At 69.0% G+C, this 18,740-nt stretch carries 17 protein-coding genes and 4 tRNA genes; 16 read left to right on the top strand and 5 right to left on the bottom strand.

Annotated elements, in window-relative coordinates; all coding sequences use genetic code 11:
• The first annotated feature begins 81 nt into the window (after nucleotides 1–81).
• Nucleotides 82–1,494, top strand: a complete 1,413-nt coding sequence (locus tag VGJ96_00180; GenBank protein HEY3285515.1) for a hypothetical protein — start codon at nucleotides 82–84, stop codon at nucleotides 1,492–1,494.
• A gap of 117 nt (nucleotides 1,495–1,611) precedes the next feature.
• Here the strand turns inward: VGJ96_00180 and VGJ96_00175 are convergent, their stop codons facing one another.
• From VGJ96_00175 to VGJ96_00155, 5 genes are all read right to left on the bottom strand, one after another.
• Nucleotides 1,612–2,091: a GNAT family N-acetyltransferase gene (locus tag VGJ96_00175; protein HEY3285514.1), complete on the bottom strand. Its 480-nt coding sequence runs from the start codon at nucleotides 2,089–2,091 to the stop codon at nucleotides 1,612–1,614.
• Nucleotides 2,088–3,833: a hypothetical protein gene (locus VGJ96_00170; GenBank protein HEY3285513.1), complete on the bottom strand. Its 1,746-nt coding sequence runs from the start codon at nucleotides 3,831–3,833 to the stop codon at nucleotides 2,088–2,090. The genes VGJ96_00175 and VGJ96_00170 overlap by 4 nt, the downstream gene beginning before the upstream one ends.
• A gap of 42 nt (nucleotides 3,834–3,875) precedes the next feature.
• Nucleotides 3,876–4,634, bottom strand: coding sequence for an ABC transporter ATP-binding protein (locus tag VGJ96_00165; GenBank protein HEY3285512.1), 759 nt, complete (start codon nucleotides 4,632–4,634; stop codon nucleotides 3,876–3,878).
• A gap of 97 nt (nucleotides 4,635–4,731) precedes the next feature.
• The gene (locus VGJ96_00160) at nucleotides 4,732–6,312 is read right to left on the bottom strand and encodes a transglutaminase-like domain-containing protein (GenBank protein HEY3285511.1); all 1,581 of its coding nucleotides are present in this window, start codon (nucleotides 6,310–6,312) and stop codon (nucleotides 4,732–4,734) included.
• A gap of 23 nt (nucleotides 6,313–6,335) precedes the next feature.
• Nucleotides 6,336–7,316, bottom strand: coding sequence for a hypothetical protein (locus VGJ96_00155; GenBank protein HEY3285510.1), 981 nt, complete (start codon nucleotides 7,314–7,316; stop codon nucleotides 6,336–6,338).
• Nucleotides 7,317–7,471: 155 nt separating this feature from the next.
• Between VGJ96_00155 and uvrA the strand changes: the two genes are divergently transcribed.
• The 15 genes from uvrA to nusG all read left to right on the top strand — a co-directional run bounded on the left by uvrA (nucleotide 7,472) and on the right by nusG (nucleotide 18,596).
• A complete protein-coding gene (gene uvrA / locus VGJ96_00150; protein ID HEY3285509.1) occupies nucleotides 7,472–10,282 on the top strand; it encodes an excinuclease ABC subunit UvrA in 2,811 nt (936 codons plus the stop codon).
• A 161-nt stretch (nucleotides 10,283–10,443) separates the two neighbouring features.
• On the top strand, nucleotides 10,444–11,118 hold the full coding sequence (gene sdaAB / locus VGJ96_00145; GenBank protein HEY3285508.1) for an L-serine ammonia-lyase, iron-sulfur-dependent subunit beta: 675 nt from the start codon (nucleotides 10,444–10,446) through the stop codon (nucleotides 11,116–11,118).
• A gap of 69 nt (nucleotides 11,119–11,187) precedes the next feature.
• A complete protein-coding gene (sdaAA, locus tag VGJ96_00140; GenBank protein ID HEY3285507.1) occupies nucleotides 11,188–12,066 on the top strand; it encodes an L-serine ammonia-lyase, iron-sulfur-dependent, subunit alpha in 879 nt (292 codons plus the stop codon).
• A 231-nt stretch (nucleotides 12,067–12,297) separates the two neighbouring features.
• Nucleotides 12,298–12,702: a hypothetical protein gene (locus VGJ96_00135; protein ID HEY3285506.1), complete on the top strand. Its 405-nt coding sequence runs from the start codon at nucleotides 12,298–12,300 to the stop codon at nucleotides 12,700–12,702.
• 2 nt (nucleotides 12,703–12,704) lie between these two features.
• The gene (locus tag VGJ96_00130) at nucleotides 12,705–13,478 is read left to right on the top strand and encodes a PspA/IM30 family protein (GenBank protein HEY3285505.1); all 774 of its coding nucleotides are present in this window, start codon (nucleotides 12,705–12,707) and stop codon (nucleotides 13,476–13,478) included.
• The gene (locus tag VGJ96_00125) at nucleotides 13,479–14,543 is read left to right on the top strand and encodes an AI-2E family transporter (protein HEY3285504.1); all 1,065 of its coding nucleotides are present in this window, start codon (nucleotides 13,479–13,481) and stop codon (nucleotides 14,541–14,543) included.
• A 137-nt stretch (nucleotides 14,544–14,680) separates the two neighbouring features.
• On the top strand, nucleotides 14,681–15,580 hold the full coding sequence (locus tag VGJ96_00120) for an ABC transporter ATP-binding protein (GenBank protein ID HEY3285503.1): 900 nt from the start codon (nucleotides 14,681–14,683) through the stop codon (nucleotides 15,578–15,580).
• A gap of 21 nt (nucleotides 15,581–15,601) precedes the next feature.
• Entirely contained in the window at nucleotides 15,602–17,014 is a 1,413-nt protein-coding gene (gene cysS, locus VGJ96_00115; GenBank protein HEY3285502.1) for a cysteine--tRNA ligase, read from the top strand.
• 95 nt (nucleotides 17,015–17,109) lie between these two features.
• Nucleotides 17,110–17,182: transfer RNA gene (locus VGJ96_00110), tRNA-Thr, on the top strand.
• A 42-nt stretch (nucleotides 17,183–17,224) separates the two neighbouring features.
• A tRNA-Tyr gene (locus VGJ96_00105) sits at nucleotides 17,225–17,307 on the top strand.
• Between the two features lie 88 nt (nucleotides 17,308–17,395).
• A tRNA-Gly gene (locus tag VGJ96_00100) sits at nucleotides 17,396–17,468 on the top strand.
• A gap of 24 nt (nucleotides 17,469–17,492) precedes the next feature.
• Nucleotides 17,493–17,565 (top strand) — tRNA-Thr (locus VGJ96_00095).
• Nucleotides 17,566–17,671: 106 nt separating this feature from the next.
• Complete coding sequence (gene rpmG / locus VGJ96_00090) at nucleotides 17,672–17,824, top strand: 50S ribosomal protein L33 (GenBank protein HEY3285501.1); 153 nt, start codon at nucleotides 17,672–17,674, stop codon at nucleotides 17,822–17,824.
• 2 nt (nucleotides 17,825–17,826) lie between these two features.
• On the top strand, nucleotides 17,827–18,048 hold the full coding sequence (gene secE, locus VGJ96_00085) for a preprotein translocase subunit SecE (protein HEY3285500.1): 222 nt from the start codon (nucleotides 17,827–17,829) through the stop codon (nucleotides 18,046–18,048).
• A gap of 8 nt (nucleotides 18,049–18,056) precedes the next feature.
• The gene (gene nusG, locus VGJ96_00080) at nucleotides 18,057–18,596 is read left to right on the top strand and encodes a transcription termination/antitermination protein NusG (GenBank protein HEY3285499.1); all 540 of its coding nucleotides are present in this window, start codon (nucleotides 18,057–18,059) and stop codon (nucleotides 18,594–18,596) included.
• The last annotated feature ends 144 nt before the right edge of the window (nucleotides 18,597–18,740 follow it).

Below are 18,740 nucleotides of genomic sequence, written 5' to 3'. Positions count from 1 at the left end.
CTGGGAGCGTGGGGAGCATCGCTGGCGCTGGCCAGCGCGCTCACGGGACGCGCCGAGTTCGCGGTCAGCGGCGAGCGCGGTGTGCACGCGGCCACGCTCTTCACGCTGCTGGCCGTCGTCGGCCTGGGATGGGCGCTCGCCGTTGGTGATCTCACCTACCGATACGTGGCGACCTGGGCGTCGTACAGCACGCCCCTCCCGTATCGCATTGGCGCCGTCTGGGCGGGACCGAATGGCGCGCTGCTGCTGTGGGCCCTCGCACTGGGACTCGGCGCGATCGGCGCGGCGGCAAGCCTGCCGCGCGGCGGCCTGCTGCGCGCGTGGACGGTGGCGTTGCTCGGCCTCATGCTCCTCGCGGTGCTCGCGATGGCGAGTTTCGGGTCGAATCCGTTCGGGCGACTCGCGTTCCCGCCCAATGACGGGCGCGGCATGCCGCTCGAGTGGATGCGCCCGGTTGCGCTCGTCCAGATGCCGGTCGGCTATGTGGCGATGGCGCTCGTCTCCGTTCCGTCGATTCTGGTGGTGATGGGTGCGCTCGGACGCGCGCCCTGGCGCGCCGCGGCGCGCCGGTGGACGCTGCTGTGCTGGGCCCTGTTGAGCGCGGCGATGCTGCTCGACTGGCGCCGGCGTTACGGCGACGCGGCCTGGGCGTCCGACTGGTCGTGGGCGCCGGTGCATGACGGGACTGCCTTCGCGTGGGCCGGTGCCACGGTGCTGGTGCTGGCCACGATCCGCGTGTGGCGGTCGGGCGTCTCGATAGTCGCAGGATTTGCGGCATTCACGCTGGCGCTTGTCGGGCTCGCGCTGAGTCGTGCCCTCGGCTGGGAAGGCGTGCATGACTTCGCCGCCTCGGCGCCCGGGCGCGCGGCCGCCTGGCTCGCGCTGGCGGTAGTGCTGGCGATCGTGGTGGAGGTGCGGCGCGCCTCGCGCCCGGCGGCGGGCATGGGCGCGCGCGCGTTGCGTATCTCCCTGGTGGCCACGATGGTGGCCAGCGTGTCACTGGTGGCGTCGGGCTTTGCACGCGTCGCCGACGTCGCGGTGAGCGAGGGGGAGCAGTCGCGCGTCGTCGATCGATTCGGCTCGGCTTGGACGCTTTCGCTGGAAGGCGTGTCACGCGTCGGGCGCGAGGACGTCGTTTCCTCCGTGCTCGCGGTGCGTGCCGTGTCCGGCGGTCGGGCGCGCGCGTACGTGACCACCGAAGTGCGCACCCTGTTTGCGCCGACCAGCGGCCAGCCGGTGGCGGAGGAGTACCTGTCCGGGATCGCCTGGGGCGTGCTGCAGGACCTGCACATTGACGTGCGCGACGCCGACGCGACAACGGCCGTGCTCTCGGTGCGCTTCGTGCCGATGGTGAGCTGGCTCTGGGCGGCGGGCATAGTTGCCGTGCTCGCCGCGCTGCTCGCGGCCTTCGCCGGCCCCGTGAACCCCGCCAGCGCCGTCGCGGAGGATCCGACCACGGCGGACGCGACGGTCCACGAGGGGGAGAACGCGTGAACCGCTCGCTGCTCACCGCCATGGCGCTCGGCGCGCTGGCCGTGGCGTACGTGCTCTGGCCGCTGCTCCGTCCCCCGAAACGCTGACGGCGCGGCACGCCGCGGCGTGCCGCCGTGCCTACGCCGCCGCTTCGTGTGTCTCGCGCAGGACGCGCGAGAAGCAGTGCTTCTCCGCCATCTCCACCTCGGTGCGGTCGATGCGCGTGTAGCGCAGCACCTTCTCCGGAAACTCGTCGAGCTTCTCCTTGAGGAAGCCGCACGCCTCGAAGATCGCTTCGGAGAACGACGTGGCGAAGATCTCGTCGTAGCCGCGGCGCCGCGCGAGGTCGGTGATTTCCTCGATGAGCATCACACCGTAGCCGCGGCCGCGCGCCGACGGGTGCACGGCCAGGCCAATCAGTTCGACGAGCGACGGCGAATATTCGTCGAGCGCCACGCAGCCGAGGACGCGGCCGCTCTCGCCGCGGAGCACCAGGTAGTCGGGCAGGTGCTCCTCGACGAACTGCGGCGTGCGATGGAGGGTCTTGCCCTCCGGGGCGAACATGTTGTTCAGCGCGACAATCGCGGGAATGTCGCGTTCCGTGGGACGGCTGATCATCCGCGCTCCGTGGCTTCCAGGCGCCGCAGCGCCACTCGAATGGGAATCACCGTGCAGGCCGCGCACAGCATGACGGCCGCGCCAAACCCGAGCACCATCTCCACCGGGCTGGCGGCCGTGTTGAAGGCGCGGGCCGCCAGGTAACCGTACACCGGGCGTGCCTCGAGAATGATGGTGCCCCCGATCATGCCGATGGACGCCATCATGAAGAGCAGGCCCCCGAATGACGTGGGAATCTGCGCTGCATTCTCGGTCTCGAACTGCGGGAACAGCGTCCCGAATCCGATGGCCAGTCCGGCGATGGCAAACGTCATGAACGTGATGGTAAACACCGACACCAGGAACATGAAGGTGGAGACCTGCAGCAGGTAGTCGGTCACCCCCACGATGCCGAGTGCCAGCACCAGCAGGGGCAGGGTGCCGACCCAGAATTTCGCCCACAGCAGGTCGCGCATCGCCAGCGGGCTCGAACGCAGGAGCCAGAGCGTGCGCCCCTCGAGCGAGACGCCGGGGAAGATGAAACGCGCCGCGATCGACGCGAGCACGAAGCCCGCCAGCACGAGGTTCAGGAACGGCACCACGTTGATGAGGAAGAACGTGATGCCCTCGCCGCGCAGCGGCAGGTACCTGATGTTGAACACGTAGACCACGACGAGCACGGCCAGCAGGATGAGCTGGCTCCACTGCGTGGTGTCGCGGAAGAAGAGCCGCACTTCCTTCATCACCAGCTCGCGCTTGAGCGTGCCGAGTGGCCGGAGCACGCGCATCGCGGCGCGGTGCAGCAGCCCGGCGTGCGCCCAGCGCTCGGCGCTCTCCTGCGCCTTGCTGAAGCCCGCCGCGTAGAGCGCGCGGTGCAGCAGGGCGCCGAGCACGACGAGCGCGGCGGCCGTGGACCAGAGCATGTAGAGCGACAGCCAGTCGTGCCGGTCGGCGAGGAAGCCCATCACCGCCTTCTGGAACCACTCGCTCGGGAGCAGCGGCGACGTCGGGCCGCGCAGCACCGCGATGAAGTCCACCAGCGAGCGGAATCCCTCGGGACGCGCCAGCTTCTCGGGGCGCACGAGGCGGAACAGGAGCACGATGCCGCCCGCCGTCATCACCGCGATGACGCTCAGGATGTCGCGCGTGCGCCGCGCCGGGAAGATGTTCACGAGGAGCAGCGTCGTCGCGCTCCCCAGCACCGAGGGAATGACGAGAAAGGGAATGAGGCCGAACGCGACGAAGAGGCCGAAGCCCCAGCCGCCCTGATAGGCGATGCCGTACGCCGTGAACATCGGGATCGCCATCAGCACGACCATCCAGCTCGAGAAGATGGTCGTCTCCGACAGCTTCGCCGCGTAGACCCGCAGCCAGTCCACCGGCGCGGAGACGAGCAGGTCGAGGTCCTTCGCCAGGAAGAACGACGACAGCGCCGTGATGACGTTCGAGAGCAGCAGCAGCGAGAAGAACGACACGAGCATCAAGCCCAGCAGCTTGCCCGCGAGCAGTTCGCCGATTTCGGGGACGCCCTTGAAGTAGCTGAGCAGCCGGTAGAGCAGGCCGAAGATGAACCCCCAGAAGAGCAGGCCCACCGTGGCCAGGATGGTGATGCGCGCGCCGCGGCCCCGCTCGCCGGCCATCGCGCGCGCGCGCGCCGTGAGCCACTTGGGCATCAGAATCCACAGCAGCGGCGCGTCGGGGTTGGCGACGCTCACGTGCGGCACGTGCGGCGCATCGGGCGACTGCGGCGGGTAGTTGGTCATCGCCCGTCCGCCATCCGCCACCCGCCATCTGCCATCACTCGTCTATGCATCCAGCACGTCCATGAGGTTTCGCGCTGCGTTTTCTCCAGTGAGGCGCAGGAAGACTTCTTCCAGCCCGCTCCCGCCGTACGTCGCCGAGTTGCGCAGCTCTTCCATGGTGCCGAGCGCATGCATGCGGCCGTTCACGATGATGCCGATGCGGTCGCACAGCGATTCGGCCGTGGCGAGCGTGTGCGTGCTCATCATGATCGTATGGCCGCGGGCCGCGTACTCGCGGAACAGGTCGCGCAGGATCTTGATCGCCTTGGGGTCGAGCCCCACGTGCGGCTCGTCCACCACGATCACCTCGGGACGGTGCACGAAGGCGCTGGCGATGATCAGCTTCTGCCGCATGCCGTGGCTGTAGCTCTCCACCAGCTCGTCGCGCCACTCCTCGAGGTCGAACAATGCCAGCAGTTCACGCGCGCGATGCTCCACCTGCGGGCCGTGCTGGTCGTAGAGCCCCGCTACGAAGCGCAGGAACTCGCCGCCCGTCAGCTTCTCGTAGATGAAGGGCCGGTCCGGAATGAACCCGAGCTTCGCCTTTGCCGCGATGGGATCGACCGCGAGATCGATACCGCCAATCTGGACGCGCCCCGCCGTCGGCTTCAGGATGCCGGCGATCATGCGCAGCGTCGTCGTCTTGCCGGCGCCGTTGGGACCGAGGAAGCCGAACAGCTCGCCCTGCGGGACCTCGAGATCCAGTCCGTCGACCGCGACGAACGAGCCGTAGTGTTTGGTCAGGCCAGTCAGGCGAATCATGGGGCAGACGGGAGACGGGAGACGGAAGACGGGAGACAGAGGGCGCAGGGTTGGCGGTGCACGGCGACAGGCGACAGCAGGGAGTCGAACCTCCCGTCTACGGTCGCCCGTTTCCCGCCAGTATTCGTATTTCCAGATTGCCGATCAGTCGCAGCAACTCCGCCTGCTGCCCAAGCCCGCCGACGACAAAGCGCAGGTGCGCCGCATCGGCGGGGAACTGGCCGAACGTCGGGTCCACGGGCACCCATTCGTCGAGCCAGACTTCGGGCCAGGCATGGTAGTAGAACTTGCCGCGCACGTACGCGAGTCCGGTGGCGATGCGCGCCGGGATGCCGACCGCGCGCGCCAGCGCCACGTACAACTGCGTGTGCTCATTGCAGTCACCGCGCCGGGCGCGCAGCACCTGCAGCGCGTTGGGCACGCTGAACGTCACTTCCTTCTTCAGCGAATCGTGGACCCACCGGTTCAGCTTCTCGGCCACCCGGTGGGCGTCGCGCTCGAGTCCGGTGATCGCGATCGCCTTCTGCACGATGGCGATGTCATTGGCCTGCAGCAGCGGCTCGGCGGCCAGTTCCGCCTTGAAGCGTGCGAGGAACTCCGGCGAACGCGTGGTCAGCGAATATGAGGTCCTCGGCGCCGCACGCCGCTCGACCAGCAGCGTGTCGCCGCGCAGCTGCTGGCGTCCGCCGTCGAGGGCGTAGCCGGCCAGCGAAACGCCGGTGAGCCGCACCCGCAGCCGCGGCAGGGCAGTTGCGTTGAGCGCCACGCCCGCGGAAATGGCGGTGCTCTCGAAGATGTCGCGCGACGGCCCGACGCCGGCCGCGGCGGCGGCATCGCGGGCGATGCGCCAGTTCTCGAAGGCGAGTTCATACGCGGTGCGTCGCAGCACGATCCCCGCGGCCTGACGGGCCACGACGACACGGCCCTGCGTGTCCACCCAGCCGTCGAAGCCGCCGCCTTCGCCCGTCACGTGCCAGGCGCGCACGGTGTCGCGCAGCGCGCTCGTCCAGACTTTCGCCGCGGCGTCGAACCGCGCCGAGTCGTCCACCACAAACAGGCTCTCGGCCTGCACGGTGAGCGCCACGTCGCGTGACTGCATCTGCTGCGGGTCGAACGTCGGCAGGCGGTACGTCTTGCCCGTCTTCGGCGTCTCGCCGAGCGCCATCGCGAGCGGGGCGAGCGTCGGCACCAGCACCGGACCGCGCACCGCGATCCGCTGCGTGTCGGCCGGCTGTCCGGGGACATCCATCGCGAAGACCACCAGGCTGTCTCCCTCGGTGCGTCCCACGACGCGAATCGGCGTCTCCGCCGCCTCGGCCTGCACGTCGAAGGTGCGCAGCGCCAGCGCGCGGGAGAGCAGCACCACCGATCGCGCAGAGGCGCGATGCACGCGGCCGGCCAGCGGCAGGTCGGCCACGAAATAGTCGGTGACCTCGATCCCGTTCGCGACGGTGTCGATGGTCGTGGACGCGAAGCCGATGCGCACGCCGTTCTGTTCGACGGTGTAGAACGTGGCGCCCGGACTGAGGCGCATCGCCGCCTCGGCGAGACGTTCCGCCCGACCCTGGAAGAACTCACGGCGCACGAGCAGGGCAAGGCCGCCCGTCCAGGCGGCGAGCACGATGACCGCCGTGGCGACCCGCACCCTACCGCGCCCGGTGCGAGCGCGTGGCGTCACCACCGCTGATGATCCGATGCGCACTACCGTCCCTGCGCCTCGCGCATGTGGCGATAGGCGACCGCCGCGTCCGCGGGACGCCCCAGTCGGTCGAGGACGATCCCCACGCCCTTGAAGGCGCGCCAGTTGGCCGGGTCCAATTGCGTCGCATGCTCATACGCACGCAGCGCGGGCGTCAGCTGATCGACGTGGTTCAGCGCCTCGCCCAGGTAGAAGTGCGCCAGCGCATCGTCAGTGCGCTGGGCCGCCGCCTTCTGCAACGGCTCCACCGCATCGCGCCACCGCGCGCGGCGGCAGGCGAGGATCCCCACCTGCAGCTGCACCTCGGGATCGTCGATGCGCAGCTTGGCCGCCCGCTTCAGCTCGGCCTCCGCGAGATCGTACTTGAGCCGGCTGCCCAGCAGAAACGCCCGGGCGCAGATGAGCCGCAGCTCGTCGCCCCCCGCCGCAAGACACTGGTCGAGCGCCTCGAGCGCGGCCGACGCATTGCCGTGCTTCTCGAGCGCAAAAGAGTACGCGATGGCCGCTTCGGCGTCGCGCGGCGACATCTCGGTGGATCGCTTGAGCGGATCGAGCGCCGCGGAGGGTATGGCGACTGGCGCGGGGCGCTTCGCGGCCGCTGGAGAGTCTGGCGTCGTGTGGTTTCCCGTGGTGCGCATCGAACCGGCGGGGCGCGCGGCGGCAGGCCGCGTCAGATCGCCCGGCCGGTGGTCGGCGACCGCCGGTTTCGGCGCCGGACGCGGGCGCGGTGCGGCCGGCGCCGATTCCGCCTCCTGTACGATGCGCACGGACCAGCTGAGCCCGGCATCCACGACATCGTCGTACGACGACTCGCCGCAGACCGGGGGCTCGCGAAACGCCATCGCCGACTCATTCGCTCCGCCCGTGCCTTCCCCCTGCCGGTCCACGCGCAGCTGCGGCACCGCCTCGACGTCGCCGAACGAGAGCTGGGCGGGGTCGAAACTGGGCAGCGCGGGTGTCGGGCGCGGGTCGCGGCTATTCACGAGTGGCGGGGGGAGTCGGGGAGATCGTTACAATCTAGCCCGCGGGTGACGGGGTCGGCCAACTGGCCACAACCATAAAGATGCGAACCGACCCCTACGGCGGGGTAACAGGTCCGGCTCCCATCTTTTGGTCCCCTGCGCCATCTTACAAAGCTATGGCAGAAGAAGCCCTGATCGTCCGCGGCGCCCGCGAACACAACCTCAAGGAGATCGACGTCACGATCCCGAGGAACCGCCTCACGGTGGTGACGGGGTTGTCGGGCTCGGGCAAGTCGTCGTTGGCCTTCGACACGATTTTTGCCGAGGGCCAGCGGCGCTATGTGGAGTCGCTGTCCGCCTACGCGCGGCAATTCCTCGGGCTGATGGAGAAGCCCGATGTCGACGCCATCGAGGGGTTGTCACCGGCCATCTCCATCGAGCAGAAGACCGCCGGGCACAACCCGCGATCGACCGTCGGCACGGTGACCGAGATCTACGATTACCTGCGCCTGCTCTACGCCCGCGCGGGCACACCGCACTGCCCCAACTGCCATCGCCCCGTCGAGCGCCAGAGCGCGGGGCAGATTGCCGACGTCCTCCTGACGTGGCCGGACGGCACGCGCATCGAAGTCCTCGCGCCGCTCGTGCGCGGCCGCAAGGGCGAGTTCCGCGAGCTGTTCGAGAACGCCCGCAAGCAGGGCTTCGTGCGCGCCATCGTCGACGGCGAATTGGTGGAGCTCGCCTCGCCACCGGCGCTGAACCGTCGTCAGAACCACGACATCGCCGTCGTGGTGGACCGGCTCACGGTGCGCGTGAGCGACCGCGGACGCCTCGCCGACTCGGTGGAGACGGCCCTCCGCCTCGCCGAGGGACTCGTCGAGGTCCGCCGCCACGAAGGGTCCAAGCAGTCGTCACATCTTTTCTCGGAACGATACGGGTGCCCGGATTGCGGGCTCTCGCTTCCCGAACTCGAGCCGCGCCACTTCTCGTTCAACTCGCCCTTCGGCGCCTGTCCGGCCTGCAGCGGCCTCGGCGTGCGCCGGCTCGCCAGCGCCGAACTCGTGCTCGGTGACCCGAGCATCTCGCTGCTCGAGGGCGTGGTGCTCCCGTGGGGCGAGCCCGACGGCTACCTGCGGCGCGTCATCCTCCCCGGGCTCGCCAAGCAGCTGAAGTTCGAGCTGAACACGCCGTGGGGGAACCTGCCGAAGAAGGTGCAGGACGCCCTGCTGCACGGCATTCCCGCGAAGACCGGGGACGCCAAGTGGGAAGGGATCCTGGCGACGGTGCAGCGCCGCTGGTCGGAGACGACCAGCGACAACGTGCGCACCGAGCTCGAGGAGTACATGCTCGTCGCCGAGTGTCCCGAGTGCTGCGGCTCGCGCCTCAAGCCCGAGTCGCTGGCCGTCACGATCAATGCGATGAACCTCGGCGACTTCGTCGAGCTCTCCGTCGCCGACGCGCTCGCCTTCATTGAAAAGGTGCCGCTCCGGGCCAGCGGCCGTCCCGGCCTCGATCCGGAGATCGCCGGTCCGATCGTCAAGGAAGTCTCCGAGCGCCTGCGCTTCCTCGTGGATGTGGGGCTCGAGTACCTCACGCTGAACCGCTCCGCCGAATCGCTCTCGGGCGGCGAGGCCCAGCGGATCCGCCTCGCCACGCAGATCGGCAGCAAGCTGGTGGGCGTGCTCTACATTCTCGACGAGCCGAGCATCGGGCTGCACCAGCGCGACAACGCGCGGCTGCTCGCGACACTCAAGCGGCTGCGCGACCTCGGCAACACGGTGCTCGTCGTCGAGCACGACGAGGAGACCATTCGCTCGGCGGACTACCTCATCGACCTCGGGCCGGGGGCGGGGAAGCACGGCGGCGAGGTCGTGGCGCAGGGGACGGTCGAGGAAGTGATTGCGACGCCGGGCTCGCTGACGGGGGCGTACCTGCGCGGCGAGAAGTCCATTCCGGTGCCGCCGCAGCGCCGCCCGCGCGACCCGCGGCGCGCGCTCGTCGTCGAAGGCGCGCGCGAGCACAACCTCCAGGAGATCAACCTCGAGGTGCCGCTCGGCTGCTTCACCGCCATCACCGGCGTCTCCGGGTCGGGGAAGAGCACGCTGATCAGCGACATCCTGCAGCGGGCGCTGTCGCGCCACTTCTACCGGGCGCGCGTCATTCCGGGCGCGCACCGCCGCATCACCGGACTCGAGCATCTCGACAAGGTCATCGACATCGACCAGAGCCCCATCGGGCGGACGCCGCGGTCGAACCCCGCGACGTACACCGGGCTCTTCACGCCCATCCGCGACCTCTTCGCCGAGCTCCCCGAGGCGAAGATGCGCGGCTATGGCCCCGGGCGCTTCTCGTTCAACGTGAAGGGCGGGCGCTGCGAGGCGTGCCAGGGCGACGGGCTGGTGAAGATCGAGATGCATTTCCTCCCCGACGTCTACGTCACGTGCGAGACGTGCAAGGGGAAGCGCTACAACCGCGAGACGCTCGACGTGCGGTTCCGCGGCCTGAGCATCAGCGAAGTGCTCGACCTGACGGTCGAGGACGCGCTGGCGCTGTTCGAGAACCAGCCGCGCATCGCGCAGAAGCTGCAGACGCTCCACGACGTCGGCCTCGACTACATTCACCTTGGCCAGAGCGCGACGACGCTCTCCGGCGGCGAGGCGCAGCGCGTGAAGCTCGCGACCGAGCTCAGCAAGCGCGACACGGGCCGCACGCTGTATATCCTCGACGAGCCCACCACCGGCCTGCACTTCGAGGACGTGCGCATGCTGCTCGAAGTGCTGCACAAGCTGGTGGACCGCGGCAACACCGTGCTGGTGATCGAGCACAACCTCGATGTGATCAAGACGGCCGACTGGATCGTGGACCTCGGTCCCGACGGCGGCGCCGGCGGCGGCCGCATCGTGGCCGCCGGCGCGCCGGAGGAAGTGGCCGCGGTCGCGGCGAGCTACACGGGGCAGTTCTTGCGGGGGATGCTGGAGGCGCGCTGAGTGGACGCGGTAGTTGTTGAAGGCAGACGGCTGATGGCAGACGACTGATGGCGGATGGCGGATGGCTGATGGCGGATGGCTGATGGCGGATGGCTGTCCGTCGCCAATCACAATCCGCATTCGTGATCCTCAATCCCATTCCGGATTCCAGATCCTCAATCGTGGTCTCGATTCTTGATATCATCGGCCCCGTCATGGTGGGCCCCAGCAGCAGCCACACGGCCGGCGCGTGCCGGCTGGGGCTGCTCGCGCGCAACCTCGTCGGAGGCACGCCGCAGAAGGCGCACATCGAGCTGCACGGCTCCTTCGCGCGCACCGGTGAGGGACATGGCACCGACAAGGCGATCGTCGGCGGCCTCCTGGGGTTCCGTCCCGATGATGACCGGCTGCGCACGGCGCTCGACATCGCTGCCGGCGAGGGACTCGACTACACCTTCGCGAAGACCAAGCTGGGCGAGGAAAACGAGGTGCACCCCAACTCGGTGCGCATCACCGTCGAGCGCGGCGACCGCACGTCGGTGATGGTGGGATCGTCGCTCGGCGCGGGACGCATCCTCGTCAACGACATCGACGGATATCCGGTGGAAGTGCACGCCGATCATCACACCATCGTGCTCGTGGCGGAGGATACGCGCGGCTCCATCGCGCGCATCACCACGCTGCTTGCCGACACCGGCGTCAACATCGCCACGCTGCGCGTCTCGCGTCGCCGTCGCGGCGGCGATGCCTTCATGGTGATTGAAGTGGATGAGCCGCCATCCGATGCGGTGCGCGACGCCATCCGCGCCCTGCCATGGGTGCGCTGGGCGTTCCGGCTGGACCGGGTGACGGTGTAGACCCCGGTTCTCGTTCCTGCACTCGTCCCCCCTCGCCAGGTCTCTACCTCCTCCTCGTTCCGATCCCGCATGTATACCTCCCTCGCCTCCGCCATTCACGACGCCGAGTCGCGCGGCCTCCGCCTGAGCGACGTCGCGCTCGACGCCGAGTCGCTCGATCACGGCCGTCCGGTGCCGGAGATTCGCGCGGCGCTCGGCCGCGCGCTCGCCGTGATGCGCGAGGCGGTCGGCCGCGGCGCGGCGGGCGACCTGCGCAGCGCGTCCGGGCTGGTCGGCGGCGACGCCGCCAAGCTGCGCGAAGGTCCGGCGGGGCCGCTGAGCGGCACGCCCTTTCGCGACGTGCTCATGCGCGCGCTCGCGGTGCAGGAGGTCAATGCCGCCATGGGTGTCATCGTCGCCGCGCCGACGGCGGGCGGCGCCGGCGTCCTCCCCGCGGTGCTCACCGGGTTGGCCGACGCGCGCGGCCTCGGCGACGACGCGCTGATCGATGCGCTCGCCACCGCCGGCCTCATTGGTGCGGTCATCGCCGAGCGCGCGTCGCTGAGCGGCGCCGAGGGCGGCTGCCAGGCCGAGACCGGCGCCGCCGCCGGCATGGCGGCGGGCGCGGCGGTGGAGATGCTCGGCGGCACGCCGGCCCAGTGCGGCCACGCCGTCGCGCTGGCGCAGCAGGGAACGCTCGGCCTCGTCTGCGATCCGCTGGGCGGGCTCGTCGAGCTGCCGTGCGTCTTCCGCAATGCCACTGGGAGCGCCATCGCTCTCGCGGCCATCGAGATGGCGCTTGCCGGCATCGAGTTTGCGATTCCCGCCGACGAGGTCATCGACACGATGGGGCAGATCGGCCGGGAGATGGATGTCCGATACCGCGAAACGGCGGGCGGAGGGCTCGCGGCGACGCCCACGGGACGGCGGTTGGCGCGCGAGCGGCTCTATCAATTGAAGAAGGGGTGACGGAAACGGGGAGGAGGTAGAGGCCCAGCAAGGAGGGACGGGAGTCGGAACGAGGAGGGAAGTCTAAGGGCGCACAATTCATCTCCGTTCTCGTTCCGCGTCTCGTCCCCCCTCGCCTAGCCTCTACCACCTCCTCGTTCCGGGCCGTTCACTGGCGCTCCTCCGTGTCAGTGTGAAACTTTCACCAGTTAGGCGGGCGTAGGATCCCCACACGCTCACGCAGGAACGATCATGGTCAACCGCGAAGACATCGAGAAATTTCTCGACCGCCTGTCCAATGAAGGCGCGACGTACCGGGAGATCGAACCCGGGCTCTGGGCCGTCAACCCCGGGGGCGAGTTCGAGCTGAACGTCGTCGTCCACCACTCGCCGCCCGTGGTCGTGCTGCGGGTCAAGGTGATGGACTATCCGGCCGATGACGCCACGGCGGCGCGGCTCAACCGGCGCCTGCTCGAATTCAATGCCACCGACCTCCTGCACGGGTCGTACGGCATCGACAACGGCTCCATCGTGCTGACCGAGGCGCTCGAACTCGACCACCTCGACTTCACCGAATTCCTGGCCGCCTACGAAAGCATCACGCTCGCCCTGCCTTCGCATCTCCGCGAGCTGGCGACGATCAGCGAGGCAAAGTGACAATGGGTATCTGGGACCGTTTCACCACGCTGCTCAAGTCGAACATCAACGACCTGATCTCGCGCGCCGAGAATCCGGAGAAGATGCTCGACCAGATCGTCGTCGACATGCGTTCGCAGCTGCAGAAGGCCAAGCAGCAGGTGGCGGCCGCGATCGCGGACGAGAAGCGCCTCAAGGACCAGGCGGAGCAGGAATACAAGGCGGCGCAGGACTGGGAGCAGAAGGCGATGCTCGCCGTCAAGGAAGGGCGCGACGACCTGGCCAAGCAGGCGCTGGTGCGGCAGGGCGAGCACTTCGCGCACGGCCAGCAGCTCGAGAGCACCTGGCAGTCGCACCAGGCCGAGACCGAGAAGCTCAAGAACTCGCTCCGCGACCTCAACGACAAGATCGAGGAAGCCAAGCGCAAGAAGAACCTCCTGCTCGCCCGCCAGCGGCGCGCGCAGGCGCAGGCCCGCATCAACGAGACCATGTCGTCGATGTCGGAGAAGTCGGCGTTCGAGGCCTTCGCCCGCATGGAAGAGCGCATCGACCAGAACGAGCGGATGCTGAAGGCGAGCACCGAGATCGAGGAGGAGTTCACCGGCGACCGGCTGCAGCACGACTTCAAGCAGCTCGAGAAGGTGGCCGGCGCGGCCTCGGCCGACGCGCAGCTCCTCGCGCTGAAGCAGAAGATGGGGCTGCTCGGCGCGGGCGGATCCGCGCCGCCGCGGCAGATCGGGGCGGGCGAGGAGATCGCGCACGCCGAGATCGAGGACGCGCGTGAGGAGAAGCAGTAGTTGAACGACACCGTGGCGCCGCGCCGCTTTGGCCCGGCGCTCGCCGGTGTGGCGGCGGCGGCGCTCCTCGTCTGGCTGGCGGGGCGCGTCGCCGACCTGCTTCTGCTGCTGTTCATCGCCATCCTGATGGCGGTCTATCTGGGCGCGACCACCGACTTCCTGATGGCGCGGACGCGCCTGCCGCGAGGCGCCGCCTTCGCCCTCGCCATCGCCGGCACCATCATCGCCGTCCTCGGCATCGGGTCGCTGCTCGTGGGGCCGGTGGTGGCGCAGACCCGCGACCTGTTCTCCGTGCTGCCGCGCTACATCCCCGCGTGGGAAGCGCAGCTGGAGGCGCTGATCGGCCGCATCCCCGGCGGAAGCGATCTCGTGCGCCCGGGCGAGCACAAGCTGGTGCAGCTCGCGATCGAGGAGATCAACGGCTTCGTCGGCGACGTCGTGCCGCGCGTCTTCAGCGTGCTGCACGGCTTCATCAACCTGGTCGGCGTCCTCGTGATGGCGCTGTACCTGGCGCTGCGCCCCGACATCTATCGCGACCTGTTCATCACGCTCATCCCGCCGCGCCATCGCGAGGCGGCGCGCGACGTGATCACCGGCGTGACCACGGCGCTGCGCGCGTGGACCTTCGCCCAGCTGCTCGCGATGTTCGTGCTTGGCGCGCTCACCGCCCTCGGGTTGTGGATCCTCGGCGTCCCGTACTGGCTGACCTTCGGCCTCTTCACCGGCGTCGTGGCGCTCGTTCCGTTCTTCGGGACCCTGGTGTCGTCCCTGCTCCCCGCGCTCTTCGTGCTGGCCGAGGGCGACTGGGTGCGCGCGCTGCTCGTGGTGGTCTTCGGCTTCGTCATCCACGCCGTAGAGAACAACCTCGTCAACCCGCTCCTCATGCAGAAGCACGCGAACCTGCCGCCCGTGCTCACCATCATGAGCGTGCTCATCTGTGGCAAGCTGCTCGGCCCGCTCGGCCTGCTGGTCGCGGTGCCGGGGCTTGCCGTGCTGCTGGTCGTGGTGCGCAAGCTGCTGGTCGAACGGTCGTACGGCAGCGAGGCACCCGCCGAAGCCGCCTGACGGTTCGGCGGCGGTGCCGGCGGAGGCGGGGCGCGTGCGCCGCCACCCGCGCACTTTCGCGCCCCCGCGCAGACGAATGGTGACGCGCGCGGCGTGCCTCACCGCCACACTCGGCGCATCTCCGTCGGAGTGCGCCCGTGTCAGCTGCCGTCGTGACGTTCACCAATCTCCGCAAGACCTACGCCGCGGCGTTCGGCGGACAGCGCGGCGGCACGCTCGCGCTGGACGGCGTGTGCGGCGACGTGCATGAGGGCGAGATCGTCGGCGTGGCCGGACCGCCGGGCGCCGGCAAGAGCACGCTGCTGCGCATCGTCGCCGGGATGCTGCGCGCCGACGGCGGCGCGGTGCGATGGCGCGACGCGGCCGAGTGTCCGTCGCACTTCGCCGCATTCGTCCCCTCCCACGCACTGCTGCACGAGTTCCTGACCGTGCGCGAGTCGCTGCGCTTCGCCGCGGTGCAGCGCGAACTGCACGGGGCCAGCCGGGTGGCGGTCGAGGAGCTGTGGCTGGCGCGATTCGGGCTGGCGCATCGGCTGGCGGCGCGCGTCGGGACGCTCACGCCCGTCGAGCGGCGCATCGTCGCCCTCGCGGCCGCGCTGCAGGCGTCGCCGGCGATGCTCGCGCTCGACGGGATCCTCGACGGGCTCGACCCCGCCGCCCGGCGGGAGATGCGGCACGCGCTGCAGGTGGCGGCGGCGAGCGGTCTCGCCGTGCTCGTCGGAGCGGCCGACCTCGGCGTGCTCACGGGCATCGTGCATCGCGCGGCGCTCCTGCGCGCCGGGCGCGTGGTCGCCTGGGTCGATCCGCGCGCGGCGGCGCCGCGCGACGCGCTCGAGCTTGCCGTCGGCGCCCCGCGCGTGGCCGCCGCCCGGCTGCGGCGCCACGTCGCGGCGTCGTGCCGCCGGGACGGCGCGGTGCGCGTCCCGCTCGCCGACCGATCGGCGGAGGAGGTGCTGGCCCTCTGCCGTGCCGAAGGGATCCGGGTGCTGCGCTCGCGCGTCGTCACGGAGCCGCCGGGACGGTGGACGGTACCCTAGGCCTCCGGCTAGCTTTGGGGCATGCCCGAGTTCCGCCTCTACAATTCGATGTCGCGCGCCGTCGAGCCGTTTGTGCCGGCCGATGGAGAGACCGTGCGCATGTATGCGTGCGGCCCGACGGTCTACAATCCCGCGCACCTCGGGAACTTCCGCACCTTCCTGATGGCCGACCTGCTGCGCCGCGCGCTCAAGCACAGCGGCTTCAAGGTGCGGCAGGTCATGAACCTCACGGACGTGGACGACAAGATCATCAAGCGCGCCACCGAGCAGAAGAAGACGGTGCGCGAGGTGACGGAGCCGGTGATCGCGCTCTTCAACGCCGATCGCGACTACCTGCGCATCGAGGCCGCGGAACACTACCCGCGCGCCACCGACTTCATCGTCGAGATGGTCGATCTCGTGCGCCGGCTCGAGCAGAAGGGGATTGCGTACCAGGCCGAGGACAAGTCGGTCTACTTTGCGATCGACAAGTTCCCCGGCTACGGCCGCCTGTCACGCCTCGACACGCGGGAGCTCAAGACCGGGGCGCGCGTGGCGCAGGACGACTACGCCAAGGAGAACGCGCAGGACTTCGCGCTCTGGAAGGCGGCGACGCCGGACGACGAAGCGTGCGGCGCCGCGTGGGATTCGCCGTGGGGACGCGGGCGCCCGGGGTGGCACCTGGAGTGCTCGGCCATGGCGATGAGCCTGCTGGGCGAGACGATCGACATTCACACCGGCGGCATCGACCTGCAGTTCCCGCATCACGAAGACGAGATCGCGCAGAGCGAGGCGGCGACCGGCAAGCCGTTCGCCCGCTTCTGGTGCCACGGCGAGTTCCTGCTCACCGACGGCAGCAAGATGGCCAAGCGCGTGGGGAACGTGGCGACGGTGCAGGACCTGCGCGCGCAGCAGGTGAGCGCCGCCGCGGTGCGGCACCTGATGTTCTCCACGCATTACCGCAAGCAGCTCAACCTGTCGGGGGCGGCGCTCGAGGCGAGCATGGAAGCGGTGCGCCGCGTGGGCGACTTCGCGGAGCGCCTGGCGTCGGCGACCGGCGGGACGGCGAAACTGGCCGAAGTGGCCGAGACGTTCCGGGCCGAGTTCAACGAGGCGCTGCGCGACGACCTCAACGCGCCGCGCGCGCAGGCGGCGCTGTTCGTCTTCATCAATCACGCCAACGCCGAGCTCGACAAGCGCGGGAGCGACGCCGCGGGACTGCTTGCCGCGCGCGAGGCCTTTGCGCGCGCCAACGCCGTGCTGGACATCGTCCCGGACCGCGAAGGGGTGGATGCGGCGCTGGAGGCGTGGGTGGCGCAGCAGATCGAGGCACGGAAGGCGGCGCGGGGCCGGCGGGATTTTGCGGCGGCGGACTCGATTCGCAAGTCCTTGGAAGAGAAGGGGATAGTCGTCGAAGACACCCCACAAGGCGCGCGCTGGAAGAAGGTGCGCTAGGCCTGACGCAAGTCGCCGTAAAGCCAACAATTGCAACGGCTTGACACTTGCCTGTTGGCCGGGTATTCTACAAGTCTCGCAAAAAACGGCCAGTCGCTGACGTAGCTCAACTGGCAGAGCACTTGATTTGTAATCAAGCGGTTGCGAGTTCGACTCTCGCCGTCAGCTCTGTTGGGTTGGGAACGAGGAGGGGGCTGGAGGTAGGACAAAGGTGGGGTACCCAAGTGGCCAACGGGAGCAGACTGTAAATCTGCCGGCGTATGCCTTCGAAGGTTCGAATCCTTCCCCCACCACTCGGTGACTGGCGGTGCGGCGAAGGCGACGAGGCAACGCCGCGAGCGGGAATAGCACGACGCAGGACGAGCGAGCAGGTGGAGACTCGCGGGAGTAGCTCAGCTGGTAGAGCGCAAGCCTTCCAAGCTTGATGTCGCGGGTTCGAGCCCCGTCTCCCGCTCTGGAGCAGAGAGGCAACAGAGTTGCTGGCGTAGCTCAGTCGGTAGAGCACACCCTTGGTAAGGGTGAGGTCATCGGTTCAATCCCGATCGCCAGCTCTGGAAGGAGGCAGGACGCAGGGAACGTTCAATGCATGGCACGGAGTGCCACGGGGGCGGTCAACCGTGAACCGCCAATACCAGCAGCACCCAACAGGTACCTGAAATGCCCCGCGACAAGATCATCCTCGCGTGCAACGATTGTAAGAATCGCAACTACTTCACCACCAAGAACAAGCGCCTGCATCCGGAGCGCGTCGAGTGGAAGAAGTACTGCCCGCGCTGCAACAAGCACGTGGTGCACAAGGAGACGAAGTAACCATGGCCGTCGAGGTGGTGCCGCAGCAGGGCCCCGTGCAGAAGACCATTGCGTTCTACCATGACGTGATGGCCGAGATGAAGCGGGTCACCTGGCCGGACGTGCCGCAGGTGCGCCAGCTCTCCGTGGGCGTCGTGCTGCTTTCGCTCTTCATCGGCGGCGTCATCGCGCTGATGGATGTGGTGCTCCAGCAGCTGCTGGTGAAGCTTCCCACGGCGTTCTAGGAGCCTGCGTGCATCGGTTTTACGCGATCCAGACGACCTCTGGGCATGAGAACAAGGTGCGGTCGCTGATCCAGCGGAAGATTGACGCGGATCCGGCGGCCGCCGAGGCGCGTGCCATCCGGCAGGCGCTCGTGCCGGTGCAGGAAGTCGTCGAGATCAAGAACGGCAAGAAGGTCACGGTCGAGCGCAAGGTGTATCCCGGGTACGTGCTGGTCGAGATGGAGACGAGCGAGGACACGCTCCACACCATCGGCAGCATCCAGGGGGTCATCAAGTTCGTCGGCAAGGACCGCGACCCGCAGCCGCTGCGGGACGATGAAGTGCGCCGCCTCCTCGGCATCGCCGACGAGGCGGAGGAAGCGCCGCCGAAGGAGGAGATCCCGTTCCTCGTCGGGCAGGCGGTGGCGATTACCGATGGTCCGTTCACGGATTTCAACGGGGTCGTCGAGGAAGTGATGCCCGACAAGGGCAAGGTGCGGGTGTCGGTGTCGCTGTTCGGGCGGCCGACGTCCGTGGAGCTGGATTACCTGCAGTTGCGGGCGCACTAGGCGGAGCGCCCTCGGCGGAGCGATGCCTCAATCGCTCCGACCGCGATGCCGCCGAAGGGATGGCTGATGGCAGAAGGCGGATGGCAGATACCTGCCATCTGACGTCTGCCATCCGACGTCTCTGAATGCCGCGTGTGACGGCTG

The organism is Gemmatimonadaceae bacterium, from assembly GCA_036504815.1.
In the GTDB taxonomy this organism is placed as follows: domain Bacteria; phylum Gemmatimonadota; class Gemmatimonadetes; order Gemmatimonadales; family Gemmatimonadaceae; genus PNKL01.
This window is presented reverse-complemented; position numbering and strand designations above follow the sequence as displayed.